The sequence below is a fragment of the Synechococcus sp. YX-04-1 genome (genome assembly GCF_030546365.1).
Classification (GTDB): Bacteria; Cyanobacteriota; Cyanobacteriia; order PCC-6307; family Cyanobiaceae; genus Parasynechococcus.
The window spans coordinates 460,955-487,753 of record NZ_JAUONZ010000001.1 but is presented as its reverse complement, the minus strand read 5'-3'; the positions used below and the strand labels follow the sequence as shown (position 1 = coordinate 487,753).

At 61.9% G+C, this 26,799-nt stretch carries 27 protein-coding genes; 17 read left to right on the top strand and 10 right to left on the bottom strand.

Annotation, left to right across the window (positions count from 1 at the left end; translation table 11 throughout):
* The 5 genes from Q3Y53_RS02485 to Q3Y53_RS02465 all read left to right on the top strand — a co-directional run.
* Positions 1-2,575: Ig-like domain-containing protein (locus Q3Y53_RS02485; RefSeq protein ID WP_303532431.1), on the top strand; the 2,575-nt coding region annotated here is incomplete at its 5' end.
* Positions 2,576-2,614: 39 nt separating this feature from the next.
* Positions 2,615-4,546, top strand: coding sequence for a tRNA uridine-5-carboxymethylaminomethyl(34) synthesis enzyme MnmG (mnmG, locus tag Q3Y53_RS02480; RefSeq protein ID WP_303532429.1), 1,932 nt, complete (start codon positions 2,615-2,617; stop codon positions 4,544-4,546).
* A 25-nt stretch (positions 4,547-4,571) separates the two neighbouring features.
* A complete protein-coding gene (locus Q3Y53_RS02475; RefSeq protein WP_303532427.1) occupies positions 4,572-5,249 on the top strand; it encodes a pilus assembly protein PilZ in 678 nt (225 codons plus the stop codon).
* Entirely contained in the window at positions 5,246-5,845 is a 600-nt protein-coding gene (locus Q3Y53_RS02470; RefSeq protein WP_226425014.1) for a chorismate lyase, read from the top strand. Before Q3Y53_RS02475 ends, Q3Y53_RS02470 begins: the two co-directional genes overlap by 4 nt.
* 90 nt (positions 5,846-5,935) lie before the next feature.
* Positions 5,936-6,373, top strand: coding sequence for a hypothetical protein (locus Q3Y53_RS02465; RefSeq protein WP_226424591.1), 438 nt, complete (start codon positions 5,936-5,938; stop codon positions 6,371-6,373).
* On the opposite strand, the gene Q3Y53_RS02460 is transcribed toward Q3Y53_RS02465, so the two are convergent.
* A complete protein-coding gene (locus Q3Y53_RS02460) occupies positions 6,370-6,903 on the bottom strand; it encodes a hypothetical protein (protein ID WP_303532425.1) in 534 nt (177 codons plus the stop codon). The genes Q3Y53_RS02465 and Q3Y53_RS02460 overlap by 4 nt on opposite strands.
* Before the next feature lie 105 nt (positions 6,904-7,008).
* Positions 7,009-7,584 (bottom strand): SprT family zinc-dependent metalloprotease, encoded by a 576-nt coding sequence (locus Q3Y53_RS02455; protein ID WP_303532415.1) that lies wholly within the window; start codon positions 7,582-7,584, stop codon positions 7,009-7,011.
* A 44-nt stretch (positions 7,585-7,628) separates the two neighbouring features.
* On the opposite strand from Q3Y53_RS02455, the gene Q3Y53_RS02450 reads away from it, so the two are divergent.
* The 3 genes from Q3Y53_RS02450 to Q3Y53_RS02440 are packed head-to-tail and all read left to right on the top strand — an operon-like array spanning position 7,629 to position 10,265.
* Positions 7,629-8,048: a hypothetical protein gene (locus Q3Y53_RS02450; RefSeq protein WP_226413833.1), complete on the top strand. Its 420-nt coding sequence runs from the start codon at positions 7,629-7,631 to the stop codon at positions 8,046-8,048.
* Positions 8,041-10,083: an NAD-dependent DNA ligase LigA gene (gene ligA, locus Q3Y53_RS02445; protein WP_303532409.1), complete on the top strand. Its 2,043-nt coding sequence runs from the start codon at positions 8,041-8,043 to the stop codon at positions 10,081-10,083. The genes Q3Y53_RS02450 and ligA overlap by 8 nt, the downstream gene beginning before the upstream one ends.
* The gene (locus Q3Y53_RS02440) at positions 10,080-10,265 is read left to right on the top strand and encodes a hypothetical protein (protein WP_303532406.1); all 186 of its coding nucleotides are present in this window, start codon (positions 10,080-10,082) and stop codon (positions 10,263-10,265) included. The genes ligA and Q3Y53_RS02440 overlap by 4 nt, the downstream gene beginning before the upstream one ends.
* Here Q3Y53_RS02440 and Q3Y53_RS02435 read toward each other — a convergent pair.
* The 6 genes from Q3Y53_RS02435 to Q3Y53_RS02410 all read right to left on the bottom strand — a co-directional run bounded on the left by Q3Y53_RS02435 (position 10,241) and on the right by Q3Y53_RS02410 (position 18,101).
* Positions 10,241-10,864: a TVP38/TMEM64 family protein gene (locus Q3Y53_RS02435; RefSeq protein WP_303532402.1), complete on the bottom strand. Its 624-nt coding sequence runs from the start codon at positions 10,862-10,864 to the stop codon at positions 10,241-10,243. The two genes, Q3Y53_RS02440 and Q3Y53_RS02435, sit on opposite strands and share 25 nt — an antisense overlap.
* A 115-nt stretch (positions 10,865-10,979) precedes the next feature.
* Positions 10,980-12,563, bottom strand: a complete 1,584-nt coding sequence (locus Q3Y53_RS02430) for a hypothetical protein (protein ID WP_303532399.1) — start codon at positions 12,561-12,563, stop codon at positions 10,980-10,982.
* A gap of 229 nt (positions 12,564-12,792) precedes the next feature.
* Positions 12,793-13,581, bottom strand: coding sequence for an ABC transporter permease (locus Q3Y53_RS02425; RefSeq protein WP_303532397.1), 789 nt, complete (start codon positions 13,579-13,581; stop codon positions 12,793-12,795).
* A complete protein-coding gene (locus Q3Y53_RS02420) occupies positions 13,581-14,378 on the bottom strand; it encodes an ABC-2 family transporter protein (RefSeq protein ID WP_303532392.1) in 798 nt (265 codons plus the stop codon). The genes Q3Y53_RS02425 and Q3Y53_RS02420 overlap by 1 nt, the downstream gene beginning before the upstream one ends.
* A complete protein-coding gene (locus tag Q3Y53_RS02415) occupies positions 14,378-15,352 on the bottom strand; it encodes an ATP-binding cassette domain-containing protein (RefSeq protein ID WP_303532390.1) in 975 nt (324 codons plus the stop codon). The genes Q3Y53_RS02420 and Q3Y53_RS02415 overlap by 1 nt, the downstream gene beginning before the upstream one ends.
* Positions 15,353-15,356: 4 nt before the next feature.
* Positions 15,357-18,101: a valine--tRNA ligase gene (locus Q3Y53_RS02410; protein WP_303532388.1), complete on the bottom strand. Its 2,745-nt coding sequence runs from the start codon at positions 18,099-18,101 to the stop codon at positions 15,357-15,359.
* An 88-nt stretch (positions 18,102-18,189) separates the two neighbouring features.
* Between Q3Y53_RS02410 and Q3Y53_RS02405 the strand changes: the two genes are divergently transcribed.
* A complete protein-coding gene (locus tag Q3Y53_RS02405; protein ID WP_226424602.1) occupies positions 18,190-19,440 on the top strand; it encodes an extracellular solute-binding protein in 1,251 nt (416 codons plus the stop codon).
* Entirely contained in the window at positions 19,437-20,747 is a 1,311-nt protein-coding gene (locus Q3Y53_RS02400) for a mechanosensitive ion channel family protein (protein WP_226424603.1), read from the top strand. Before Q3Y53_RS02405 ends, Q3Y53_RS02400 begins: the two co-directional genes overlap by 4 nt.
* Here Q3Y53_RS02400 and Q3Y53_RS02395 read toward each other — a convergent pair.
* Together Q3Y53_RS02395 and Q3Y53_RS02390 are read right to left on the bottom strand one after the other, a co-directional pair.
* On the bottom strand, positions 20,727-21,350 hold the full coding sequence (locus Q3Y53_RS02395; protein WP_303532385.1) for a 2OG-Fe(II) oxygenase: 624 nt from the start codon (positions 21,348-21,350) through the stop codon (positions 20,727-20,729). The two genes, Q3Y53_RS02400 and Q3Y53_RS02395, sit on opposite strands and share 21 nt — an antisense overlap.
* Entirely contained in the window at positions 21,347-21,799 is a 453-nt protein-coding gene (locus Q3Y53_RS02390; protein ID WP_226424605.1) for a protein phosphatase, read from the bottom strand. Before Q3Y53_RS02390 ends, Q3Y53_RS02395 begins: the two co-directional genes overlap by 4 nt.
* A gap of 54 nt (positions 21,800-21,853) precedes the next feature.
* Between Q3Y53_RS02390 and Q3Y53_RS02385 the strand changes: the two genes are divergently transcribed.
* Genes Q3Y53_RS02385 through Q3Y53_RS02355 form a run of 7 tightly spaced genes read left to right on the top strand, consistent with a single transcriptional unit; the run spans position 21,854 to position 26,790 of the window.
* On the top strand, positions 21,854-22,111 hold the full coding sequence (locus Q3Y53_RS02385) for a hypothetical protein (protein WP_226424606.1): 258 nt from the start codon (positions 21,854-21,856) through the stop codon (positions 22,109-22,111).
* Between the two features lie 20 nt (positions 22,112-22,131).
* The gene (locus Q3Y53_RS02380) at positions 22,132-23,040 is read left to right on the top strand and encodes an oxidoreductase (RefSeq protein ID WP_303532381.1); all 909 of its coding nucleotides are present in this window, start codon (positions 22,132-22,134) and stop codon (positions 23,038-23,040) included.
* Complete coding sequence (locus Q3Y53_RS02375) at positions 23,033-25,006, top strand: 4Fe-4S binding protein (RefSeq protein WP_303532378.1); 1,974 nt, start codon at positions 23,033-23,035, stop codon at positions 25,004-25,006. Before Q3Y53_RS02380 ends, Q3Y53_RS02375 begins: the two co-directional genes overlap by 8 nt.
* 4 nt (positions 25,007-25,010) lie before the next feature.
* The gene (locus Q3Y53_RS02370; protein WP_303532377.1) at positions 25,011-25,418 is read left to right on the top strand and encodes a transcriptional repressor; all 408 of its coding nucleotides are present in this window, start codon (positions 25,011-25,013) and stop codon (positions 25,416-25,418) included.
* Positions 25,415-26,152: an MBL fold metallo-hydrolase gene (locus tag Q3Y53_RS02365; RefSeq protein ID WP_303532376.1), complete on the top strand. Its 738-nt coding sequence runs from the start codon at positions 25,415-25,417 to the stop codon at positions 26,150-26,152. The genes Q3Y53_RS02370 and Q3Y53_RS02365 overlap by 4 nt, the downstream gene beginning before the upstream one ends.
* Positions 26,153-26,190: 38 nt before the next feature.
* Positions 26,191-26,427 carry a chlorophyll a/b-binding protein gene (locus Q3Y53_RS02360; RefSeq protein WP_186494091.1) on the top strand — a complete coding sequence of 79 codons (237 nt, stop codon included), beginning with the start codon at positions 26,191-26,193 and terminating at the stop codon, positions 26,425-26,427.
* 57 nt (positions 26,428-26,484) lie between these two features.
* Positions 26,485-26,790 carry a TIGR03894 family protein gene (locus Q3Y53_RS02355; protein ID WP_303532371.1) on the top strand — a complete coding sequence of 102 codons (306 nt, stop codon included), beginning with the start codon at positions 26,485-26,487 and terminating at the stop codon, positions 26,788-26,790.
* The last annotated feature ends 9 nt before the right edge of the window (positions 26,791-26,799 follow it).

Genomic DNA, 26,799 nt, shown 5'->3' with positions numbered 1-26,799 from the left:
CACTGATGGCGCCGACCTGCTCACTACAGAAGCAGGTGGTGCCTCCACATTCACCGTTGTTCTAAATGCCGCTCCCACGGCCGACGTCACCGTTTCCATCACCGGCAATGACGCCACCGAAAACTCTCTAAGCACCAATACCCTCACTTTCACAACAGCCAACTGGAATACAGCCCAAACCATCACCGTCACCGGCGTTAATGACGACATCGACGACGGTGATATCACCACCACGCTTACCGCGACCGCTAACAACGCTGGCGGCTACGCCGGAACCGAATCCGACACCACAACTGTCAAAAACACCGACGACGACACGGCACCGGCACCTTCTCCTTCTCCTTCTCCTTCTCCTTCTCCTTCTCCAACACCAGACACCACTCGGCCCACCATCGCCATCACCAGCAACGATGCCGACAACACCCTGAATGCTGGAGAGACGTGCACTCTCACCTTCACCCTCTCAGAAGCCTCCTCCAACTTCATCGAATCCGACGTCTCCGTCACAGGTGGATCGCTCTCCAACTGGAAAGCTGTTTCTAGCAGCGTTTACACTGCCACCTTCACCCCAACAACCAACAGCACCAGCGACGCTGTCATCCACGTTGCCAACGACAAATTCTCTGATGCCGCTGGCAACACCAACCAAGACGAGAAAGACAACAATAACTCCTGCACCTTCACCATCAACAGCATCACCGACGAGCACGAGAAGAACTGCTTTACGGGTAATCTCATAAGCAACTCAAACTTCAGGATTACCAACAAAAAAGATCTCAACAGAATCGAAAGACGTGGCTGGGGATACAGCAAAGAAATCCCAGGCTGGACACTAGAAAATGGCGCCGAGATATGGCGAAAAGGATTCAAAAGAATCACACCTCCAGCTGGCGCCAGCAACTATTTTGTTGAGCTTGATGCCAAGCGACGTTCGAAAAAAAATCCACACCAAGATGCCCTCGAGCAAACGGTTGAAACAGAGGCAGGCAAGACCTATCAACTCAGCTTCTATCTCAGAAAGCGCCGAAATAACAAAACAGAAACCCTCCAACTGAGCTGGGGTGATGAAGGCAAGAAGCCCAACATAAGCCATCAGATTGAAGCAGCATCAATAAAATCATGGGAGCTTCATCAATACAAATTCGAGGCGAGATCCGGTAAAACGTCCATCCGCTTCGAGGAACTCCAAAACGAAGATGATTCATTTGGGATCCTCCTCAGCAAGATAGAACTCGCAGAAGAGTGCCCCAAACCACCCAACATCATCATCATTCCACCCGTCGATCCAGATGAAGACAAGAAGCACGAGGTTTTACTTGAGAAAAAACCATCAGAGCCCGTTGAGATTAGCTTCCAATGCCCGGGCTCAAAACATGGCTCAAAACCAGAGAAAACGATCACATTCGATGGCGATAATTGGAACCAGCCTCAGGTTGTTGAAATTCTCTGCGGCTCAACATGCACAATTCGAACCAAGACTGGCAAGCACCAACTAATAAGCAGCGCCGAGGATTGCAGCGATTACATTCTCAACCTCAATAGTACAGGCGATGTCTATCTCCTCGTTGATCGCTCTAATTCTGCACTGCAATCAAATGCCATTAACCACCACAAACTGCAATTCGTCTCGGCACTAAAGTCCGTTGCCCAAGAGATCGAACGCGCAGGCTATCAATTTCAGCACCGCGGCACAAATGCGATCATTACAGGCTCTAATCTGCTCCAAGCAGTTGCCAGAAAAAACAACAATGAATCACTCAAAGAACTCGATAATTATAACATTATTGACAATCCAAATGACAACAAAACTGCTGACAGTCTCAACATCAATTTATTAACCTACGACTATCACGTACAGCACAAACGCTTTTTCTTGTCTCACCGCAATCCAAGCAGCGGCCTCGGCATCATGCGAACAATTCTGACTCTCGAAATGGCAGGCGAAAAGTTCGGAAATTCGATCAAAAATAACAATCAATGGAAAGCACTTGGCCTCCCCAAGCCCAACCGCTACGACCTCTATCAGGGCAATCCAGGCACGCCTTCCAACCTCTATGCCGGCACCGAATTGCTCGGCGCCTTGGAAGGGCTCGACTACCTGCTTACCAACAAAACCAACGACCCCAACCGGCGCGATCAATCCACCTCCATCGCCCTCGTTCTCGATGGGCGGCCGGAACGCCGCAGCTGGTGGGACACCAGAACCAATTCAGCCTCTGATTCCATCACCGGCCAGGCCATTCCGCTTCCAGACAGCCTCGGCAAAGAAGACATCACCACCTCAGGCCTGCTCTACGACAACGAGGGCAAGCCGCACTTTTTCAAAAACAACCAGGGCCAATGGCAGTGGAAGGAGATGCAAAAGGACCTCAACACCGCCCTCGATCGTCTGGCTGATTACTCAACAGATCCCACCAAGATCCAGGTCAACGCCTACGGCTTGAACAACACCGGCAGCGTCTCCCTCGCCAACACCTATCAAGACCTCTTCTCCAACCAGAGCTTCGACAACTCCTCCAGCAGCTGGAGCTACACCCACCACACCATCAACTCGCTGCAGGACCTCAATCTTTAAGCCAACTCAGGCGCGTCTCCAGAGCCGGATAATGAAGCCATGAGCTTCAACGCCGCCCCCACAGAATCCTTCGACGTAATCGTGGTCGGCGGCGGCCATGCCGGTTGTGAAGCGGCGATCACCGCCGCCCGGCTGGGCCTGAACACCGCCCTGTTCAGCCTCAACCTCGATCGCATCGCCTGGCAGCCCTGCAACCCGGCCGTCGGCGGCCCTGCCAAAAGCCAGCTCGTCCATGAAGTGGACGCCCTCGGTGGAGTGATCGGGCGCCTGGCTGATGCCACCGCCATCCAGAAGCGCATCCTCAACGCCAGCCGCGGCCCGGCGGTATGGGCCCTGCGCGCCCAAACCGACAAGCGCCTCTATTCGCGCCAGATGCTGCAGCTGCTGCAGCACACCCCCAACCTCGCCCTGCGCGAAGCGATGGTGACCGGCCTGGAAACCACCGGTGATGCCGATCAGCAACGCATCAGCGGCATCCGCACCTATTTCGGCAGCGTCTACGGCGCTGAAGCGGTGATCCTCACCGCCGGCACCTTCCTGGGCGGCCGCATCTGGGTGGGGCATCAATCAATGGCCGCCGGCCGCGCTGGTGAACAGGCCGCTGAAGGGCTCACCGAAGCGCTGCAGCAACTCGGCTTCCAGACCGACCGGCTCAAAACCGGCACCCCCGCCCGTGTCGACCGGCGCAGCATCGCCCTCGATCAATTGGAGGAGCAGCCCAGCGATGCGGCCGATCGCTTCTTCTCCTTTGACCCGGCCGCCTGGGTAAGCGGTGAGCAGATGAGCTGCCACATCACCCGCACCACCGCCGAAACCCATCAGCTGATTCGCGACAACCTGCACCTCACCGCCATCTACGGCGGTGTGATCGACAGCAAAGGCCCGCGCTACTGCCCCTCAATCGAAGACAAAATCGTTCGCTTCGCGGACAAGGACAGCCACCAGATCTTCCTCGAGCCGGAGGGGCGCGACACGCCAGAGATCTATGTGCAGGGCTTCTCCACCGGCCTGCCGGAACCGATCCAACTGCAACTGCTGCGCAGCCTGCCGGGCCTGGAGCAGGCCGTGATGCTGCGGCCGGCCTATTCAGTGGATTACGACTACTTGCCCGCTACCCAGCTCAAGCCATCCCTGGAGACCAAGCGGGTGCGCGGCCTGTTCAGCGCCGGCCAACTCAATGGCACCACGGGCTATGAGGAAGCCGCCGCCCAGGGCCTGGTGGCCGGCGTCAACGCCGCCCGGCTGATCGGCGGCCAGGAGCCGGTGCACTTCCCCCGTGAAGGCAGCTACATCGGCACGATGATCGACGATCTGGTGAGCAAAGATCTGCGCGAGCCCTACCGGGTGCTCACCAGCCGCAGTGAATACCGCCTGATCCTGCGGGGTGACAACGCCGACCGCCGCCTGACGCCGTTGGGCCGTGAGCTAGGCCTGATCGACGATCGCCGTTGGCAGCTGTTCGAAGACAAACTCCAGGCGATGGAGGGCGAAAAGCAGCGGCTGGAAACCGTGCGGCTCAAGGTGAGCGATCCGGTGGCCCCGGCGGTGGAAGAGGAAACCGGAGCCGCGATCAAGGGCTCGATCACCCTGGCCGACCTGCTGCGCCGGCCCGGCATGCACGCCGCCGATCTGGTGCGCCATGGCCTGGCCGACGCCGATCTGCCCCTGCCCGTGCGCGAGGGCGCCGAGATCGACATCAAATACAGCGGCTACCTGCAACGCCAGCAGCAGCAGATCGATCAGGTGAAACGCCAGAGCCAGCGCAAGCTGCCGGCCGATCTCAACTACGCCGGCATCGGCACCCTCTCCAATGAAGCCCGCGAAAAGCTCACGGCCATTCAACCCAGCACCCTGGGGCAAGCCAGCCGCATCCCCGGCGTCAGCAAGGCCGACATCACCGCCCTGTTGATGTGGCTGGAACTGCAGCAAAGGGAACGCCAAACCCTCGCCCCAACCGCAGAAGCTCGATAGCGTTGGCGTCCTGAAACGTCTGTCCGTGTCAGCCCGGGTTCCCACCTCACGTGCCTACTGGAGCCTGCGGGCCGAGCAGGTGATGGACCAGGTGTTCGACGGTGAGACGGCAACCGCCCCCAGCCAGCCGCACCTGGTGCCGGTGGATGTGGCTGTGCACGAACCAACCACCAAACCAACCGAACCAAGCGAGCGCCGCTCCCCCTCCGCTTGGATGCTGCCGCTGATCAGTGGCATCGCCGTTGCCGGGGTGATCTGCAGCGCTTGGCTGGTGAGCAACCTGCAGCGCTCCCGCCTGGAGCTGGAACGGCAGCAAAGCGCAGCCCTGATCGAGCAGCTGCGCGAGCAGGTGGCTGCCCAGGAAACTCGTGCAGAAGAGAAGGTTTCACCCGAGGAGGCATCCGTAGCGCTCCAAAGCCTCGAACCGTTGACCGTGCCGATCCAACAGCCCTTGTCGGTTGAACCGCTGGGCAGGGATCAGGCATTGGCGCCGATGGGGCCCATCCCCCAACTCACCGGTGTGGTGAAGGGCCCTGGTGGCAGCAGTTCCGCCATTTTTCAACTGGGACAGGGATCGGTGTCCGCCGGCATCGGTGAAGCGATCGGCAGCAGCGGTTGGGTGCTCACCGATGTCACCGACAGCGGTGCCGTGATCAGCCGCAACGGTCAACGCCAAACCCTCTCTGTGGGAGGACTGTTCTGAACCCCACCCCGCGTCTTCACCCATCACCGCACCAGCTCTGGCAAGCCCCCACCAATGCGGTGCTCTCAGCGGAGGGGCCGCGTCAATTGCCCGGCCCCTGGCGGCTGATGTTGCTGGGCGATGGCAGCCCGACCCGCCACCTGCGCTTGCTCACCGGTTCGCCCGTTGCCGTGGATCTAATCGCCATGGAGGCCGACCAGACCGACCACCCCGGGGCACCTGAGGAGGTGAATGAATTGATGGCACCGCTGCTGCGGCGCCAGGTGTGGCTGACCTGCGGCGGCACCCCGCTGGCCTGGGCCGAGAGCTGGTGGAACCAAGCCGAAGCGGATTGGCACCTGCGGGACCGCAACCAGCCGATTTGGAAAAGCCTCACCGAAGGACGTTCCGAGTTGTTCCGTGAGGTGGATGGATTAGCGCTGGTGGAGGGGGATTGGCTGGACCAGACCTTTGGCTATCGAGGCCCCTACTGGAGCCGCCATTACCGCTTCTTCCGCCAGGGCAAGGCCCTGACCGTGATTCGCGAAGTGTTCAGCCCGCAACTCGAAACCTGGCTCGGGCCCACACTGCGCCAGGAGTTTCAACAAAATTCATGAACAAACCTGCGGGTTTGTTGGGATTTGCTCTTGACAACTTGCCATTGCTTGTGCTCTCAGGAAGATGTGGGCACTTCGGTTCACCGTGTCATGGCTGCCACCGCCTCCTGGCTCAGCCTCACCGACCTCGGTCGGATCTACGGCATTTCGGCGATTCACTGCGGCAAGACCCTCGAGCATCAAGGCTGGCGTGACCGTCGCGGTCGCCCCACCCAAAGCGCCCTCGACGCCAATGCCGCCATGCAGACAGGCCCCCATGGCCAGGGACGCACCGTGCTCTGGAACCGCTCGGTTTGCAGTCAGCTGCTGGAGCACAAGGGCTATGAGCCCATGAGCCGCAGCCTGCAGGTGGAGCAGTGGACCCAACTGCTGGAGGCCCTCCAGGCGGGATCACCATCGATCACTGCCACGGCAGACCAGATGGCGGAAGAGATGCCCGGAGAGCTGCTCGAGGATGTGAACCACCAGCTGGAAGCACGGGGCTGCCGCTACCGGGTCAGCCCACGCGCATTGCACCCCAGCCGTTAGTCGGCCCGACGACGGCTGGAGCGCGGCAAGGCCCTCCTGGAGCCAGCGGGATTGGGAGCGGCTTCGGGCTCGGGACGTTTTGCCGGCTGGGCTGAGCGCGACCAGCGCTGCAGCCGGAAGCTGTCGTCTTCGGGCCACTCCCCCTGGCCTGCGTTGAACTCCTGGGCCACAGGCGGCGTTGAGGTGGGCGCTGGAGCTTCAGCTGCTGTTCCGCGCCGGCTTCGTCGTGAGATCGCATCGAGGGGTCGCCGGGCTGAACGCATGGAACGGACCGGCTCCGGGCGGCCACGGCCAGCTTCTTGCCAAGGCTCCTGCCAATCGTCGTCCTCCTCCAGAAGCCACTCGACTTTCTCGCCGACCCAGCGGCCCACCGAATCGAGATCCAAACCGGAGCGCCGCACTCCTGGCCGTTGTCCTGGTCGACGGCCGGACACCCCATCCACGAGCTGACGTCCGGTTTCCAAGAACTGGTCGAGACGGCGATCCCGCTGATCACGGAACCGATCCAACCGATCAAAACGCTCCTCCATCCCCCGACGTTACCGACGGCGGCGGCGCAACCACTGTTCCCGCCGCAATCCCAGCAACACAATCACCACACCGCCGCACTCCAATGACAACCAGAACACCTCCATCTAGCCCTCCGCCTCCACATAACTGAGCACACAACTGGAATCCCAGCGGCCGTGAAAGTGCTCGACGCAACAGGCACGGCAAGCGGCATTGCGCGTGCGTCTCCGGCAAGGGGTGCGACGGCCGCAACGGGGACAGACCGCCAACCAGCGGGGCGGCCGGGGCGGCACCGGATAGCTGTGGCGGATGCTCACCTGAAAGCGGCTCTGGGCCGCATTGATGGCGGCCATCCGGGCCCGAAACAGCGGGCCGTGGCTTTCGCGGCGACGCTGCACCAGATCGACCCAGGCGTGGATCATCTCGTGGCAGAGCGTGCTTTCTGTGGCGCTCTGCGGCAGCGGCTCCAACACCGGCCGCGACAGCACGATCTCGCTGCCCCGGCCCTCACCCACCCCAGGGCCACGGCGATAAAAACCGGCAGTACGGCTCATCCGTCCATCACTCCAACGCACCGCCGTCAGCGGCTGGGCCCCATCCACCAGAGCACCGCCGAAATGCTCCCGGTTGAGGCGGTGAAACAACGGCAGCAGGGGCTGCAAAGGCACAGAACGAGGGGAGGAGATCCGAATCAGCGCCATCCTGCCGTGGTCAGTCAGACTCGGCCCTGCTTTGACAGCTGGTGATGGAACTGGGACTGGTGCGTGAGATCGGCAGCAAAGCTCTGCTGGCCGGGGGTCTCACCCTGCTGGGGTACTGGATCTACAACGCCGTGAAATTGGTGCTCGACGCCCGCGGCATCAACCCACTGATCAAGCAGTTCTTCACCCAGGTGGCAGCCGGCCGTATCGATGCCGCTTACCTGCTCACCACCAAGGCCTACCGCCAGCACGTGAGCCGCCAGCAGTTCATCCGCTTCCTGGCCGACCTCAAGCTGAACAAGTTCCGCAATCTCAAGTCCGGCCGCCCCCGTGTGCAGGAAGGCAACTTGATCCTCACCGTGAAGCTGAAGTCCGAAGGCGACGAGGAGCTTCCCCTCGACTTCACGTTCACCAAGATGGACGACAACTGGCGCATTGCCCGCATTAACCGGGTCAATGGCTGATCCGCACGAGCGGGCCGCGGAACTGCGGCAACTGCTCAACCGTGCCGGCCACGCCTATTACGTTCTCGATGCGCCAGTGATGGAGGACGCGGTTTACGACCGCCTCTATCGCGAGCTGCTCGAACTGGAACAGAACCATCCAGGCCTGCAACGGTCCGACAGCCCCACCCAGCGGGTGGGAGGAGCTCCGGCGGAGGGATTCACCAGCGTTGAGCACCGCGTGGGCATGCTCAGCCTTGACAACGCCTTCAACCGCGACGACCTGCAGGCCTGGCACGAGCGGCTGCTCAAGGTGCTGGACCGTCCCAACGACACCCGCCTACCGCTGGTGGGGGAACTGAAAATTGACGGCAACGCCCTCGCCCTGAGCTACCGCAACGGGGTGTTGGAGCGGGCCGCCACCCGGGGCGATGGCAGCCGTGGTGAAGAGATCACCGCCAACGTGCGCACGATCAGCTCGATTCCGTTGCGCCTGCAGGTGGAGAACCCACCGGAATGGGTGGAAGTGCGAGGAGAGGCCTTCATCCCCGATGCCACCTTCGCGGCGATCAATGCCGAACGGGAACAACGGGGCGAAGCGCTGTTCGCCAATCCACGCAACGCCTGCGCCGGAACCCTGCGCCAACTGGATCCGAAGGTGGTGGCCGCCCGCCGACTCGATTTCTTCGCCTACACCCTGCATCTGCCGGGGGACGCCCAACCCCCCGGCCAATGGGCGGCTCTGGAGTGGCTGAACACGGCAGGTTTCCGCGTCAACCCGAACCGGGAGCTCTGCGGAGACCTCACCGCCATCAATCGCTTCTGCGACCACTGGGAGCAGGGTCGCCATGACCTCCCCTATGCCACCGACGGCGTGGTGGTGAAACTGGACGACCTCCAGCTGCAGGACGAAGCCGGCTTCACCCAGAAGGCCCCGCGCTGGGCCATCGCCCTCAAATACCCCGCCGAAGAAGCCCCCACCCGTCTGCTGCGCGTTGGCACTCAAGTGGGCCGCACCGGCGCGATCACCCCCGTCGCCGAATTCGAAGCGGTGGCCCTGGCCGGCACCAGCGTCAGCCGCGCCACCCTCCACAACGCCGACCGGATCGCTGAACTGGATCTGCATCTGGGCGACACCATCGTGGTGCGCAAAGCCGGGGAGATCATTCCGGAAGTGGTGCGGGTGCTGCCGGAGCTCAGGCCCAGCGACGCCACCCCAGTGCAACTGCCGCAGCACTGCCCCGAGTGTGGCTCCAACCTGGTGCGGGAGGGCGATGAAGCCGCCACCCGCTGCGTGAACAGCAGCTGCCCGGCGATCCTGCGGGGTGGCCTGCGGCACTGGGTGAGCAAGGGCGCCCTGGATGTGGATGGGCTCGGCAGCAAGTTGATCGAACAGCTGGTGGACCGCGGCCTGGTGAGCTCGCTGGCCGATCTCTACCGCCTGGATGCGGCCCTGCTTTCCAGCCTGGATCGGATGGGCGACAAATCGGCCACGAACCTGGTGGAGGCCCTGGAGGCCTCCAAACAGCAACCCTGGCACCGCCAGCTCTACGGCCTCGGGATCCGCCACATCGGCGAGGTCAACGCCAAAGCGCTCGCGGCCGCTTTCTTCAGCATCGACAGCCTCGCGGCAGCGGCTCTGGAGGCTCCGGAGCAGATCGCCGAACTGCACGGCATCGGCCCAGAAATCAGTTCCAGCCTTGGCCAATGGCTGCGTACACCCGCAAACCAACAACTGCTGCAGGACTTGCGCAGCGTCGGCCTGTGCCTGGAAGCGAGTGCCACCGAGCAGGAGGCCGCAAGCCAAGCCGGAGCTGACGCCGACGGCGTACTCCAGGGCAAGACCCTGGTGCTCACCGGCACGCTCCCCAACCTCAGCCGCAGCGACGCCAAAGCGCTGATCGAAGCGGCCGGCGGCAAGGTGAGCGGCAGCGTCAGCAAGAAGACCGACTACCTGGTGGCAGGCGAAGCCGCCGGCAGCAAACTGACCAAAGCCGAAAGCCTCGGGGTGACGGTGCTTAGCGAAGACGACCTCACCGCCCTGCTGCAGCCATGAGCCAACCCACCCCTGCACTGCACCGCTGGATCAAGACCGACTGCGGACGGGCCAAGTTGGCTGACCTGCAGCAACGCCGCGGCCCAATCGCCCGCATGCGCCTGGCCTGGTTCATCCTGATCGCTGCTCTGCGGGACTGGCCTCTTGCCAATCCCGATCAGAGCGACGTCTCCACATCCTGAAGGGCACGGCGGGCTGCCCGGCTCACCAGCCAGACCACCGCCAGCGTGGCGAGCACCCCCACCACCCGCAGCGCCCAGGTGCCGGCATCCGCCTCACCCCCCAGCACCTCACCAAAACGGGCCACATCGCCGGCCAGCGCCCCCAACCCGCAAAACAGCACGGTGCCGGGGAGGATGCCGATCAAGCCGATGCTGTAGTCCCGCAGGCTCACCTCACTGAGGCCGTAGGCCAGGTTGAGCAGGGAAAAGGGAAAGGCGGGCGAGAGACGCGTCAGCAACACCAACTTCAGCCCCTCTTTGCTGACGGCCCGCTCCACCGCCTGCAACTTGGGGAGCTGCTCCAACCGGCGCCGGGCCCAGTCGCGCAGCACTGAGCGCCCCAGCAGGAACACCACCACCGCCCCGAGACAGGCCCCAACAAACACCAGACCACTGCCGAGCCAGGTGCCATAGAGCACCCCAGCCAGCATCGAAGCCCAAACCCCAGGCAGCAGCAGCGTCACCCAGAGGGCGTAAAGCGGAATGAACAGCAGCGCCCCAGCGGGGGAGCGCAGCAACTCCAACACATCCGGCAGCCAGTGCTGAACCAAGGAGATCAAGCTGAATCACCCACGCATGGCGTGGAGCATTGCACCACGGTGCTGTGCAGCCAACAAAAAAGCCCCCGTATCAGGAGGCTTTGAGCAGAAGCAGAGCTGATGGTGACGACTGAACTCAGACCAGGCTGGTGTTGAAGTTGAACGCGTCCAGGGTGCCGGACACTTCGCTCGACACCAGCAGCGTGCCGCCATTGGCACTGGTCTTCACGAATTCGGTGGCTTCAGGAGAGACCGAGTTCGCCGCATGGAAGGTATACACGTGCTCTGGCGCATCAACATTGGTGATCTCGTAAACCGGGATCAGCGTGCTGGTTCCCCGCTCCAGAGAAATGAAGGCAAAGGATCGATCGCCCAGAGTGGCAGTCTCCACATGCTCAGGCTCCACGCCCTTGTCGTCGCTGCGGCCATCGTCATAGACGTCGTTTTCAGCAGCGATGCGATCCAAGTCATCACCTGAATCCCAAACGATGCTGCCGTCAAGACCGCGGATCGTGAAGGAACGACCACCAAAGCCGGTGATGCTGTCAGCGGTGTTCTGATCCACCACCGTTTTCAGGCGGCCTTCGCCATCACCGCTGACGATGCTGTTGCCCTGAGGGCCATCCAACTTGCCGGCGCGCTTTTCATCGGAATAGAAGTCATCGTCGGCCACGGCTCCATGCTTCCAGGTGATGAAAAATTCATCACCGGCTTCCGCTTCAAAAGCAGTGGAGTTCTGACCCCGCATGTCGCGGTGCACATACACCGTCTTGCCCGTCAGCGGATCTTCAATCTCAGCGACAGCCCCTTTCTTCTTGCTTTGGTGGAGCGTGAAGGTGCCATCAGCATCCGCCTCAAAATTCACATCATCGGGACGCACTCGGCCATCGCCCTCGTTGGCCATCACCGCATAGGTCGTGCCATTGCTTGCGGTGAAGACATCCATGCCATCTGGCATATACAGGCTCTTGAAGTCGCGATCCCCCGGCAGATAGCCGCCGTCTTTATCGGAAGTGTCTACCGATAATCCCGTCCAATCCTTGGCACCCAAACCCGTGGGGGTTTCCAAAGTGCCCGTCTCCAGGTTCACAACGACCATGGCGTTGTTTTCCTGCAGGGTCACCACAGCACGCTTGCTGTCTGAGGTGATTTTGACAAATTCAGGCTCGATATCTTTCGCAGGACTATCGGCATTTTCACCAGAAAGACGTACACCGGCATCCTTCAGCTGCTGGGCAGTGAATCCACCAAAGCCGAGAGTTGTTGCTTGTTTGAGTGACTTTTTGTCATCACCCAAGCGAATGATCGAAATCGAACCCTCCGGATCAACCCCATCGGACGTTCCGTAGTAATCGTTGGGCTCCCCTTCATTGGCAACAACAATGGTTTTGCCATCAGGACTCCAAGAAACGGAATCCGGCAGATAGCCCACCGTGGTGCTGAAACGCCGGCTCAGCGTGTTCTCACTGCTGTTGAAGTGATAGACACTGACTCGTCCCTTTTCAGTCTTGCTGGGCGACTCCGCCACAGCGAATTGATTGCCATAGGCCGCGACGGATTGGATATCACCATCAAATTCTTTCTCCAGCACCACTTCTGGATTCTGAAAATTGGCGTCGTACTTCACAAAGCGCACGGTGTTGTCGCCACCGCAAACCGCAGCAACCTTCGCGCCAGGCACCCAGGCCACGATCTCCGCGCCATCGAGTTCGATGCTCACGGGTGTGTTATTGAAACCAGCCATAAGGCTTAAAGAGAAGTCTCACCTCCTGCATAACCGAACAAACAGGAGCCGGTATTTAAAACAAGCGCAACATCGGATTATCAAGCCATTAAATGTACCGAAGACAACACCAATAACGTGTTCCAAATCACATTATTGGTGTCTTGACTTGTCTGATGACGATGAGATCAAGCGAACTCACCTCACATGGCGTGGAGCATTGCACTCAACTGGAGGCTGAGGTGTAAAACCGCAGGGCAAACAACCAGAAGGCCCGCGCCGCCGCAAAGAACAGCACCGCCAGAGCCAAGCCCGCCAGCAGCATCGGTGCGGCAGCTTCCCTGAGCAACACCTGTGCGGGAACCGTGGTGAGAAACGCCACCGGCAACACCAGGGTGAACAGCAGGCGCAGGGCAGGCGGGTAGGCGTTGAGGGGATAACGGCCAGAGGCCAGCAGGGCCCGCAACACCTCGGTGGCATTCCAGGTTTTGACGAACCAGATGCTGGTGGCGGCGATCAGAAACCAGAGCGAATAGAGGATCAAGCCACCGGCGAGCAGCATCACCAGCACGGTGAACAGGGAAGAAAGGCTGAGCACCACACCGGCCTGATGGCTGCCCCAAGCCAAGAGCCCCAGCCCCAGGCCAATCTCCGGCAGCCCCGCAGGCGAGAGCGTGCGCAGCGACAACCAGAACTGACTGTCGATCGGTTTGAGCAGCACGAAATCAAGAGTGCCCTCGCGCACATGGGTAACGATCGCCCCGAGGTTCGGGCGCAACCAGGTGGTGGCTATGCCGTCGAACACCGTGTAGAGCCCCTGCACCATCAAGGCCTGAGCCCAGCTCCAGCCCCCCAACGTCTGATCAGGGCCATAGAAGAGCGAAAGCAGAAACAGGCTGCCGCTGAGGCTCATTGCCACCGCCACCAGCTCGATCAGCACATTGGCCTGATACTCCAGCTGCACCGCCACGGCCGTGCCCCAGAAGCGACGCAGGGTCCGCCAGTAGCGCCCCATCAGGCCCCCATGGCGCTGTAGCGCCGCACGCCGGCCCGCCAGAGCAGCAGCACCAACGGCAACAGCAGGGCGATCCAGGCCAGTTGCGCCCCGAAGCCCGCCAACAGATCCACCGGCTGGCCCGCCAGCACCCGAGCCGGAAAATCGATCAGGTAAGGGAAGGGCGTCCACTGGGCTACAGCCCGCACCGCCGGCGGAAACGCCGTGAGCGGTGCCAAGAGACCGGAAAGGAACAGGAAGGGAATGAACTGGAGCCGCTCCAGGGCGCTGGCCTTCTCACTCCAGAAGCAGAGGGCCGCAATCACGCTCTGAAACAGGAAGGCAATGGCAAAGGCCATCCAGGTGGCCAACCAGGCCAGCAGAAAGCCCCCCAACGTCGGCACCCAGAAGGCCTGAGGCTGCACCGCAAAGAACACCGCCGCGATCAGCGCCGCGAAGGGCAGACGGGTGAGCTGCTCACCGAGGTGGGCCGCCACATAACGCCAGAGCGGATGAAGCGGTTGCAGCAGGTAGGGCGAAAGCCGGCCGAGAAGAGCGTCTTCCTCAAAGGCATAGACCACCCACACCACCGAGAACTGGCGCACAAGAAAAGCGCTGAGAAAATAGCGATCAAGGGCCACACCATCCAGCCCCAGCCCTGAGCGCGCGTCGCTGCCGCTCCAGACGCTGAGCATGATGAACGGCAACACCCCGGAGAGGGCCCAAAGGGCGATCTCAGCGCGGTACTCGAGCATGTGGGCGTACTGGGAGCCCAGCAGCACCCGAATGATCCGTCGGTTCAGCCCGAAGATCCGCATCAGACGCGCCCCTGCCGGAACAGCCCACCGATCAACTCTTCAATCGGTGGATCGGTCACATCCAGATCACGCACGGGGAAGCGGTCCAGCAGCTGCGCCACCACGGCGGTGAGCTGGTCGCGGGGCACCAACAGCCGCACATCACAGCCCTCCAACTGCTCCAGACGCCCCAACCCCGCCAAGGCATCCGCTTCCACCGGGGATTCCAACTCCAACCGCACCTCCCGCTCCGGCGCCAATTGATCAGCCAGCGCCTCGAGGGGGCCGTCGTGGAACAACCGCCCCTGGTGAATCAGCAGCACCCGGGGACACAGCGCCGTGATGTCAGCCATGTAGTGGCTGGTGAGCAACACCGTTGCCCCCGTGCGGCGGTTGTAGTCCGCCAGGAACTGGCGCACCCGGGCCTGGGCATTCACATCCAGCCCCAGGGTCGGTTCATCGAGGAACAGCACCTCCGGCTCGTGCAGCAGCGCCGCCAGCAATTCGGCCTTCATCCGCTCACCAAGGGAAAGCTTGCGCACCGGCCGGGTCAGCTCCTCCCCCAGCTCCAGCAGATCGGCCAGCTCACTGATCCGCCGCCGAGCCACAGCATCGGGGATGCCATACACAGCAGCATTCACCCGCAGTGAATCCATCGGCGGCAGGTCCCAGAGCAGCTGCTGCTTCTGCCCCATCACCAGGGTGATCCGCCGCAGAAACTCCGCCTGACGGCGCTGCGGCCGGTACCCCGCCACCCGCAGCTCCCCGGCGCTGGGGTGGATCAAGCCGCAGAGCATCTTCAAGGTGGTGGTTTTACCGGCGCCGTTGGCGCCGAGAAAGCCCACCATCTCGCCGGGCTCGATCCGAAAGGAGACGTCCTGCACCGCCATCACATCCCTGGTGCGGCGGCGTACAAAATGGCGCAGGGTGCTGGCCAACCCGGGCTGCTTCTCGGCAACCCGGTAGATCTTGCTCAGCCCCTCAACCTGAATCACCGAATCAGCTCAGATCCGCCAGGCGCTTGCGCGCCAGATCCGCCTGGGCCTGCTTCTCATCCAGGTTGGCCTGGCATTCCGCCACCACCTCCGGCGGAGCCTTGTCAGCGAAGTTGGGGTTCCCCAAGCGGCCAGCCAGCCCCTTGATCTCCTTCTCGGCCTTGGCGATGTCTTTCTCCAGGCGCCCCTTGAGCGCATCGAGATCAACGAGGCCTTCGATCGGCAGCAGCACCTGGAGCTCACCGCTGACTCCCGCCAGTGCCTTGGCCACCGGAGCCGCATCGGCCTCCGCCGGCGCCATCACCGCCACCGACTCCGCCCGCGTCAACGCCGTGATATCGGCCGTGCCCTTGCTCAGCACAGCCGCCAGCTCGCCGCGGCCGGTAACGAAACGCACCGGCACCGACTGGGAGGGCTTGAGACCCGCCACCGCGCGCAGATTGCGCACCACACGGATGGCACCGATCAGCTCAGCGAAGGAGGCTTCCAACGCATCATCCAAAGCGCTTTCATCTAGAGCCGGCCAGGGCTGCAACGCCAGGAAGGTGGTCTCCGGCTCGCCGGTGACGCTGTGCCAGAGCTCTTCGGTGAGGTGGGGCATCAGCGGATGCAGCATCAGATGCATCTGGCTGATCACCTTGGCCAGCACCTGCTTGGCCACCCGCTGATCGGCGAGATCCTCAGCTGAGGGGTTCTCACCGGGGTTAAGCCGGCGCTTGCTCAGCTCCAGATACCAGTCGCAGACGTCGTTCCAGGCGAACTCATAGAGGCCCTTGGCCGCTTCACCCAGGCCATAGCTGCTGTAGCGCTCAGCCGTCTCCCGGTTCACCCGGGCCAGGCGGGACAGGATCCAGCGGTCTGCCAGCTGCAGGGCTGCGGGATCGGGGTCACCGAGTTGGGCCGGCGTTTCGCCGCCCAGGTTCATCAAGGCGAAACGGGTGGCGTTCCAGAGCTTGTTGGCGAAGTTGCGCGACGCTTCCACCGTGGCGGAGGTGTCCTTCTTGCGGTCGTAGTCCAGACGGATGTCCTGACCGGCACCAGCCACTTCCCGCACCAGGGCGAAGCGCAGGGCATCGGTGCCGTAACGCTCGATCAGCAGCAGCGGATCGATGCCGTTTCCGGCGCTCTTGCTCATCTTGCGGTTCTGCTCGTCCCGCACCAGGCCGTGGATGTAGACGTCCTGGAAGGGCATCTCGCCAGTGAAGGCGCCGGCCATCATTGTCATCCGGGCCACCCAGAAAAAGATGATGTCGAAGCCCGTCACCAGGGTGCTGGTGGGATACCAGCGCTGCAGGTCAGCGCTATCGGCATCAGGCCAACCGAGGGTGGAGAAGGGCCAGAGACCGCTGGAGAACCAGGTGTCGAGCACGTCCTCGTCCTGCTCGATCTCCGCCGCGGCGCCGTACTTCGCCTTGGCCTTCTCCAGGGCTTCGGCTTCGTTGCGGGCCACCACGTAGGGCGTGGTGTCGGTGTATTTGCCGCCGGTCTCGCTGATCACGAACCAGGCGGGGATGCGATGGCCCCACCAGAGCTGGCGGCTGATGCACCAGTCGCGGATGTCGGTGAGCCAGTCGCGATAGACCTTCTCCCAGCGCTCGGGAATGAAGCGGGGGTCCTGCTTCTCGAGGGCCTCACGGCAGCGAGCCGCCAGAGGCTCGGTTTTGACAAACCACTGGGTGGAGAGCAGCGGCTCCACCGGCACCTTGCCGCGGTCGGAATAGGGAACGCTGTGGCGGTAGTCCTCCACCTTCACCAGCAGACCCAGCTCATCGAGGCCAGCCACCACGGCCTTGCGGGCCTCGAAGCGATCGAGCCCCTCGAACTGACCGGCCTCTTTATTCATCGTGCCGTTTTTGCGCATCACCGTGATCTGGGGCAGACCGTGGCGCTGGCCGATGGCGAAATCGTTGGGGTCGTGGGCCGGCGTCACCTTGACGCAACCGGTGCCGAAATCTTTCTCCACGTGGTCGTCGGCCACGATCGGAATCTCCCGCCCTACAAAGGGCAGGGTGAGGGTCTGGCCCACCAGATGGGCATAGCGCTCATCGGTGGGGTTCACCGCCACCGCCGTGTCGCCCAACATGGTTTCGGGCCGGGTGGTGGCCACCTCCAGATGGCCATTACCGCTGCTGAGCGGGTAGCGGAAATGCCAGAGGTGGCCGTCCACCTCCTTCATCTCCACCTCCAGATCACTCACCGCCGAACCGGAGGCGGGGCACCAGTTCACGAGGTATTCACCGCGGTAAATCAGCCCCTGCTCGTGCAGCCGCACGAACGCCTCTTTCACTGCCTCACTCAGGCCCTCATCCAAGGTGAAGCGCTGGCGCTTCCAATCAACGGAATACCCCAGCCGCCGCAGCTGGCCCACGATGCGGCCACCGCTTTCGGCCTTCCACTCCCAAGCCCGCTCCAGAAAGGCATGACGGCCGAGGTCGTGGCGGGTCTTGCCCTCCTGTTTCAGCTGCTTCTCGAGGATCGTCTGCACCGCGATCGAGGCGTGGTCGGTGCCCGGAAGGCAGAGCACGTTCTTTCCTGCCAAGCGCTGATAACGCACGATCGTGTCAATCAGGGCCGTGTTGAAGGCATGGCCCATGTGCAGGCTGCCGGTCACGTTCGGCGGCGGGATCACGACCGAGAACGGTTCACCGGGAGCCTTCGGGTCGGGATGAAACGCCCCCTGGTCCTCCCAGGCCTGCTGCCAACGGGCCTCCGTGCCAACCGGGTCGTAGGTCTTGGCCAGTTCGGGCACGGAAAGCTCAGCGGTTCAGCCGGCCATGCTCGCAAAGCCCTGCCCGCGATGGCCAACGTCCCTAGCATCGATCCATCGAAGGGATGGGATGGCCGCGATCCGGATCCAGCATCTGGCCATGGGCATCGCACTGGCAGTGATCAGTGCAGGCTGCAGCAACTGGCGTCCACCGGTTGTTATCAAAGTGGTTCGAACAGTAAACAGCGCGGAGACCATCTCCAGCCAGGATTACGAGAGGCTGCGCGAGGTCACCGAGGACGCGATCGATCACATCAGAAGTGTCGACTCCTCGATTAGGCCTCAGCTGACGTTGTCAACACAAGCCAACTTCGTTGACGAAATTGCGGATCAAACCCAAAGCGGATTTGGTCCAGACCTGTTGATTACCGATAGCGACACGGCCTTGGAGCTCTACCGGCGCAAGCTGACCGATCCCATCAAAATCTCTCCAGAGGATCGGTCTGACACGCCGAGTTACTTGTTCGACCTCGTCACCGCTGGAGACGGCCAGCTTGTGGGTCGACCCGTGAATCAGTTTGTGCAATTGGCGTGTTTCAACAAAGAACGGCTGGAGGTTCCTCCAGCAACCCTGGAGGAGATGGAACAAGAAAGCGAAAGCACCAACTTCGGCATGGCATTGCAACTAAAAGACCTGTTTTGGAGTGCCGAAGCCTTTGATGCTGGCGAAGCGATGGAAGCAGCTCTGGCGAAGCGTCCTCCCGATCTGGATCGACAATCCAAGGTCACCCAATGGCTTCATTGGCTCGAATCCGCGAGCTATCAGCAGAACATCCGTTTTTTGAACAACCAACGCAGCCTCAGAAAGGCACTGATCTCTGGCGAGCTCGACTGGATCACCTGCTGGAGCAGCAGCCTGCGGGAATTGCGCGATCAAATGAACGACAAACTTGCCCTCGCGCCGCTACCCAAAGGGCCATCAACGAAGCTCAAAGCAGCCACCAAACTTCAGGTGTGGTCGCTGGGGCGAAACTCAAGCAGAACGCAGCGGGAGAAAGCCCTGGTGATGATTGATTTCATCACCAAGCCCTGGGCGCAAAAGACCTACGCCCTTGCCGGACGAAATTCTCTGCCGGTGAATCGGAAAGCAGCAAAAATCGTGGCTTCTAAAATTCCTGGCGGAACGGCGGCGTTGGTGATGTACGCGCAGGAGTCGATCAAAGAAAAAGCCGCAAAGGGCCAATCCAAAGCTCGTGTGTTCCGAGATCCAGCTCGGTATCGAGAGATCTCTGAGGCCCTAATGGACACCATTTATGACGTCCGCACCCCGGAAGAATCCACCAAAGACATCATCAAAAGCCTTCGCGGAGAAGAGCCATGATTTCAGCTCTGACATCGGAAGCAACCACTTGGCTGGGCTATTTGCAGCGTGGATCGGTGCTACTCCAAGTGGGATTATTTGTTGCAGCGTATAGCAGTGAATCTCGGCTTAAGCGCAAGCTCAACAGCCCCCTGACCGCGAGTCTTACCCATCTGATTGTGCCAGCGGCGTTGTTGCTCATCGCCACACTTTTGACCCTGTCTGGTATCACAGCAGGCTTTCTGCAGTATCTGGCGCTCCTCTGGGTCCTGTGGCGCTGCGTGGAGCCCACAAAACAGCTGATCCTCGGCCGCTTCCCCAAAGTTCCTGTGGAAGAAATCGACAAGTCGCTTTTCCGGCCCGTACTGCTGGTGGTTTCGATCCTCACCTTTTTTCAGATGCTGGGAAGCCGAGAATCTCTGTCGCTAATTTCCCTCGGTGATGTGTTCGGGGTAACGCTCACCATCGGCAAATTGTTCACCGCCCTGGTGATCGTTTATCTGGTCATCGCCCTGGCCAGCCGTCCGGCAGCGTTCGTTTCTTGGCTCGGGGGCAGCTTCTTCGGCATGAAGCCCCAAAGCCGCGTGGCGCTGGAGGTGATTCTTCGTTACTCGTTGATCGCCATCGGCGTGATGGGTGTCGCGTACTACATCGGCATCAACGGCACCGCCCTGGTGGCGGTGGCCGGGGGCCTCTCCGTGGGCATCGGTTTCGGAATTAAGGAGATCATCTCCAACTTCATCAGCAGCCTCTGGTTGTTGTTTGAGGGATCGGTGCGACCCGGCGAAATCCTGATGATCAACGGCGACCCCTGCACCGTGCGGAAGCTGGGGCTACGCGCCACCCAATTACGCCGCGGCCGCGATGGAGCGGAACTGCTGATCCCCAATCAAAACTTTTTCACCCAAGAGGCGGAGTCATACACCGCTGAAGAAACCTCACGCCGCGACGTGGTGGTGGTGGGAGCGGCTTATCACCACGAACCCAGTCAAGTGATCGCGGTGTTGGAGGAGGTCGCACGTCAGCACAAGAAGGTGCTGCCATACCCGCCGCCAGCTGCGTTCACGGTGGATTTCGCCGATTCCTCAATCAACTACAAGCTGCTCTTCTGGGTGCGCAACCCCCTTGAAGCCTTTGGTGTAGGGAGTGACTTACGCCAAGCCATCTGGACGGCTTTTGAGAAGAACGGCATTGGCATTCCCTTCCCTCAGCGCCAGGTGTATCCGATGGAATGGCCCCCAGCCAAAGAGCAAACCCACCGGCTGGGCAGCCCCACCAATCAGCTCCAGGCCGAAGCAGACAGCGATTCAGCTGGCAAGACGGCTTAAGTAGTCCTCCTGGCGTCCGGCATTGATCCAACCAGTGGCGATCAGCTTGCTGGCGCTCTCGTTGACCCGACCGCGGTGAATATGGGACGGACCAGCCGGAAAGATCACTAACTTGCCCCGTTCAGCCGGTTCGTGGTGGTCCTGCCAGTGAAACTCGGTTCCGGCCTCATCAACGTCATTGCAATAAAGGATCCAAGCCAACACCCGGTGCACCGGTTCGGTGGCCTCATCGCTGATGGTCCAATCGCAATGCCAACGTTTGAACCCTTCCCCGGGGGCGTAGTGCTGGAGGTTGAAGATCGGATTCACGAACAGGCTCTGCTGCGGGCAGCACTGTCGGAACAATGGCCGCTCCTGCAGATAGCGCTCCAAACCTGCCGTCACCCCACGAAGGATCAGTTGCGATAGGGCGAAGGATTCGGGTTCCGAGCGATCTATCGCCACCAGGCTGATGTCGGTGCTCTGTTTCGCCGGTTCCCCCTCACCCTCGGGCCCGAAAGCCACGCCAGGCCGCTGCAAATCCACACGGCGCTCGAAGAACTCACGCACCGCATCAGCAACCGACGCGAAGCCGGGATTGCTGTAGCGCCCGATCAGGTTCATGCAGCAGCCTCCAAGCGAGGAATCACCACCACAGCATCCAGCTGCTGCCAGCGCTCCCGGTCAGCCACCACATGGCCTTGCAACTGAACCTGCTCCATCACCGTGGCAGCGCGCTCCAGATCGAGGGGGACACCGGGACCCATCGGCAACACCAGCACCTGCTGCTCAGCCGGATCGGCCATCACCTGAAGATCGAGGGCCTCCAGCTCCCGCTCAAAGAACACCCGCCGCATCCGGGTGGTGAGGCTTGGTCCAAGCGCCTCGACGAAACGGGCCATGCCGGCTTCATCTCCGGAGCTGCCGCAATTCAGCGACAACCAGATCAGCAGCTTCACCCAACTTTCTGCCGTCCACAGGGGTTGGAAGCTCTCCCGGTGTTGCCGCACCAACTCAGCAATTGAGAAATCAAACAGTGTGGCCTGCAGGCCAGTGGCATCAGCGGAATCCATGCTGTTCATCTTCTCCTGCGAAAGGTCAGACTGGGGCGACTGGCTATTCGCACCATGGCCCTGGACCTGAACGATCCCGAACTCGAGTTCTCCGATCTGGTCTACGCCTACCAGAGCTGGGTGATGGCGGTGATCAACGACGAAAAACTGGACAGCGACGAAAAGCTGCTCACCGATGACATCGCCGAGGACGCCCTCAACTCGATGCGCTTCCTGCCCGGCGAAGTGACAAGCGCCATCGAAACCAGCCTGGCCCGCGTCTACGACGTGGACGCCGATGAACTGGCCGAGCTGCTCTTCCCTGAGGACTGAGCCCCGGCTCACATAACGCGATGGGTTGGTCCGCGGCTGACATCCCGAACCAGCAAGGGCGCATTGCCCTGATCACTGGGGCCAACAGCGGTTTGGGCCTGGAAACCGCGCGCGCCTTGAAACGCTGCGGGGCCACTGTGGTGCTGGCGTGCCGCAGTCCCCGCAAAGCCGAGACGGCCAAACAGGATTTGCTGCAAGACCGGAACGGGGGAGCGGTTGATCTGGTGGACCTGGATCTGGCGGACCTGACCAGCGTGCAAAGGGCGGCGACCATGGTTGGCGAGCGCTACGGCTGCCTTGACCTGCTGATCAACAACGCAGGTGTGATGGCACCGCCGCGCCGCACCACCGCCCAGGGGCATGAACTGCAGTTCGGGGTGAATCACCTGGGGCATATGGCCCTGACCCAGGCCCTGCTGCCGCTGCTGCAGAACCGGCCCGATCCCCGCGTGGTGACGGTGACCTCCGGGGCGCAGTACTTCGGCAAGATCCGCTGGGATGACCCAAGTTGGAGCAAGGGCTACGACCGCTATGGGGCCTATGGCCAAAGCAAACTCGCCAACGTGATGTTTGCGCTCGAGCTGGATGCACGCCTGCGCGAGCAGGACAGCCCCATCCGCTCCCTTGCAGCCCATCCCGGCGTCGCGCGCACGGAACTCCAACCCACCGCGATCGCCAGCGTCGGCAACCGCTTCGAGGCCCTGGCCTATCGGCTGATGGATCCCTTGTTTCAAAGCGCCAGCATGGGTGCTCTGCCGCAACTGCATGCCGCCACCGCTGCAACGGCGCAGGGTGGCGAGCACTACGGCCCTGAACAGTTCGGCGGATTGCGGGGTGCACCGACGCTCTGCCGAGTTGCCCCAGCAGCAAGCCAACCCACCGCACGGCAGCGGCTCTGGAGCTTGAGCGAGCAGCTGATCGGTGGCTGAATCCAGCGCTGGATTGCAGCGGCTGGCTCCCTTCGTTCTGGGACGGGCCCGACGCGGTGTGGTGGGATCCAGTCGCTACGCCCAACGGCTGCGCACTGAGGTGCTGGAGGCCGCCAGAGACCCGCAACGCCAACCGGTGCTGATCAGCGGCGAACCTGGCCTGGAAAAAGACAATCTCGCCGCCCTGGTGCACTACGGATCAGCGGATCGGCGCCGTCTGCTGGTGCGAATGGAGGCCAGTGATCTGCAGGGCAGCGGCCTCAACCTGCTTGATGAGCTCGGATCCAGCACCCTGCTGATGAGCGGCATGGACCGCGTCGACGATGCGGTCCAACAGCGCTTGATCGCGATGGCCCGTGGCGAAGCGCCAGGGTTCCAAGGACGCGTGCTGTTCACCAGCGAAGCTGCCATCCCGGCTCTCGACGGCCAGGTGCGAACCATCCGCGTCCCTCCCTTACGGGTGCGCCGAACCGACCTGGGGGATTGGCTGCGTTACCGGCTGAGGCTGCAGAGCCCTGGCCTTGGCTGGGGCCAACCACCAGCCCTGCCGGACAGCGTGGTGCGACGGCTTCAGAACCACGATTTCGCCAACAACCTGCGCGAACTCGAAGCAATGGTTGATCGCGCCCTGCGTCAAGCACGTCAGCAAAGCCAGGGCGAGCTGCCACCACTCCTCCCTGAAGAGGTCTTCTGGACCGAAGAAAAAAAACGGCGGGCCCGTTTTGACATCTGGCGCTGGAAGCCACAGCTGCGGGATTGGATGCGCGCACCGGCGCTCTGGAACACGCTGCTGTTCGGCCTAGTGAGCTGGCTGTTCGTGGCCGTGAACCTGGCGCTCTGGCTTGGCCCGCAAGACCGCGCAGCCAATCCGATGCTGACCCTGTTCTGGGCCTGGTGGTGGCCGTTGATCCTGCTGAGTTACCCGCTAGTGGGCCGCCTCTGGTGCGCCATCTGCCCCTTCATGGTCTGGGGACAGATCGCCCAAAAGCTGACCCCATGGCACAAGAAAAGCTGGCCCCATGGGGACACAGACCGCTGGGGGGCTCCTTTGCTCGCCGCCGGTTTTGCCGCGATTCTCCTGTGGGAAGAGGTCTGGAACCTCGAGAACACCGCCTGGCTGAGCAGCTGTCTGCTGTTGCTCATCACAGCTGGCGCCGTGATCGGTTCAACGGTGTTTGAAAAACGCTTCTGGTGCCGTTACCTCTGTCCCGTCGGGGGCATGAACGGACTGTTCGCCAAGCTCTCGATCCTTGAACTCCGCGCCGAAGCCGGCACCTGCAGTGGCAGCTGCAGCAGTTACGCCTGCTTCAAGGGTGGACCCGCCGACGGCGAGGGACTGGCCAGCGAAGGCTGTCCCCTGGGCACCCATCCCGCCCACCTCAGCGACAACCGCAACTGCGTGCTCTGCATGACCTGCACCCAAGCCTGTCCCAACCGCTCCGTGCAGTTGCGATTGCGGCCGCCAGCCGCTGATCTGCAACGCACCATGCAGGCCCCGGACGGAGAGCGGGGCCTGATCCTGGTGCTGGCTGGAGGCATATGCCTGCACCACTGGCAACGTCTGCTGGGATGGCTGCCCCTTGCACCGTCCTCATTGCATGAAGGTCCCCTCCTGGCCAGGCTCAGCTTTGCTGCGCTGGCCCTTGCCCTACCAGCAGCCGCTGGTTTGTGGCTCAACCGGCGTTGGCTGTACGCCGGATTGCCACTGCTCTGGGCCCTTCTCCTGGCACGCCATCTGCCAATCGGCATGGCCGAAGCGGGCACCGTCTTGCCGCAAGGTTGGCCGCACTGGTCCGCCGACACCCATGTGATCGGCTTCTGCCAAACCATGGTGGTAGGGATTGGATGGGTTGGTGCTGCGATTTTGAGCCGCCGATTGCTGGATCTCGACCGCCGGGCCTGGGTCACGGGCAGCATGGTGTTGCTCATGGTCAGCTTGAGTGGCCGCTGGTTGGTTGCCCTTTAAAACCATGGCCACTCGCCCTTCAACCCAGATCAATGCCCGCCAAAAGGTGTTGTTGGCGAGCCTCCAGGCCAGTGGTGATGAGATGAGCGGTCAGCAACTGCACCGCAGCCTGGAGCCCTCCCAAGCCATGGGACTGGCCACGGTGTATCGCAATCTGCGGCAACTGCAGCAACGGGGGCTAGTGCGCTGCCGCCACCTGCCCAATGGAGAAGCGCTCTACGCGCCGCTGGAGCGGGATCGCCACCACCTCACCTGCGTCGATTGCGGCAAGACCCAAGCGCTCGACCACTGCCCAATTCACGACCTGGAGGTGCCCGAGGACGGGCGCAAAGGCTTCGATCTCCTGTTTCACACGCTTGAATTCTTCGGTCTCTGCAGCGACTGCCGCGAGCGGCAGCAAAGTCCGTCATGACCCTGGCCACCACCTACTACGGAGCCAATGGCTGGTTACTCGAATTCGATGATCTCCGCGTTCTGGTGGATCCCTGGCTGCGCGGCAGCCTGAGTTTCCCCCCGGGTGAATGGCTGCTGAAAGGGGAGCTGCCCTGCGAGCGCAAAGTGCCCGAAAAGCTGAACCTGCTGTTGCTCACCCAGGGGCTCGCGGACCACGCCCATCCGGAAACCTTGGTGTTGCTGCCCAAGGACCTCCCCGTCATTGGCTCGGTGGCCGCAGCACGGGTGGTGGAACGCTTGGGCTTCACCAACGTGAAGGACCTCTCTCCAGGAGAGAGCACCATCCACCAGGGGCTACAGGTGCGCGCCAGTGCTGGTGCACCGGTGCCGATGGTGGAAAACGGCTATCTACTCGAGCATCCGGCCGGTTCGCTTTATCTAGAACCCCATGGCTTTCTCGATCCAGCGCTGGAGCCGCAACCGCTGGATGCGGTGATCACGCCGATGGTGGATCTGGGGCTGCCCACGCTTGGAGCGTTTGTCAAAGGCTGTTCGGTGGTGCCGCAACTGGTGGAACGCTTCCAACCGAGCACGGTGCTCGCCAGCACCTCCGGCGGCGACGTGCGCTTTGGCGGCGCCCTGAGTCGGGCCCTGCAAATGAAAGGGTCGGTAGCCAGCACAGGAGCCCAGCTGCCGGCCAGCTGCCGCTGGACCGATCCAACACCAGGGGAACGCCTACTGCTGAAAAACTGATTTTTCGGATTAAGCTTTGTAACAACAGTTTGAGTTCGATGAAATCCCCACAGGCCAACGATTCTTGGTTCCAAGGCGTCGCCGCCCGCGACATCCACATGGAGCAGCTCAAAAAGGCCGAACGCTTCAACGGCCGTGCCGCCATGCTCGGCATCGTGATCGGAATCATCACCGAGGGGCTCACCGGTGCCGGCATCGTTCACCAGATTGGGCTGGGTCCCCTGGTGGATGGTTACGCCGCCTGCCGCACCCAATTCCTGCCCTTCTGCTTCTGATTCGGGAGGGGGACAACCCCCCGATGACGAGAATGGTGCGATTCACGTTCGAATCGAATGGCTGCTGACAAGGAACTGCTGAAGGAAGTGGCCCTGGAGCTGTGGAACACCACCAAGAAGCTCCGCCCCGGTCTGCCCAAAGCGCCTCGCGCCCAGCTGGTCCTGAAAGCTCTGCTCACCATCGGTGACATGAGCGATCAGCTGGAAGCCGCGATGGTGCTTGGGGTGATTGAGGCGCAGGAACCCGACGACGAGCCCGGGCAGGGAGAAGCGGCCGGCGAAGACAAGACGGTGACTGAAACGGAAGCCAAAACCGAGCGAGAAACCCCCAGGGTGGTGCGCAAGCGTTCCACCAGCCGCTGATCACAACCG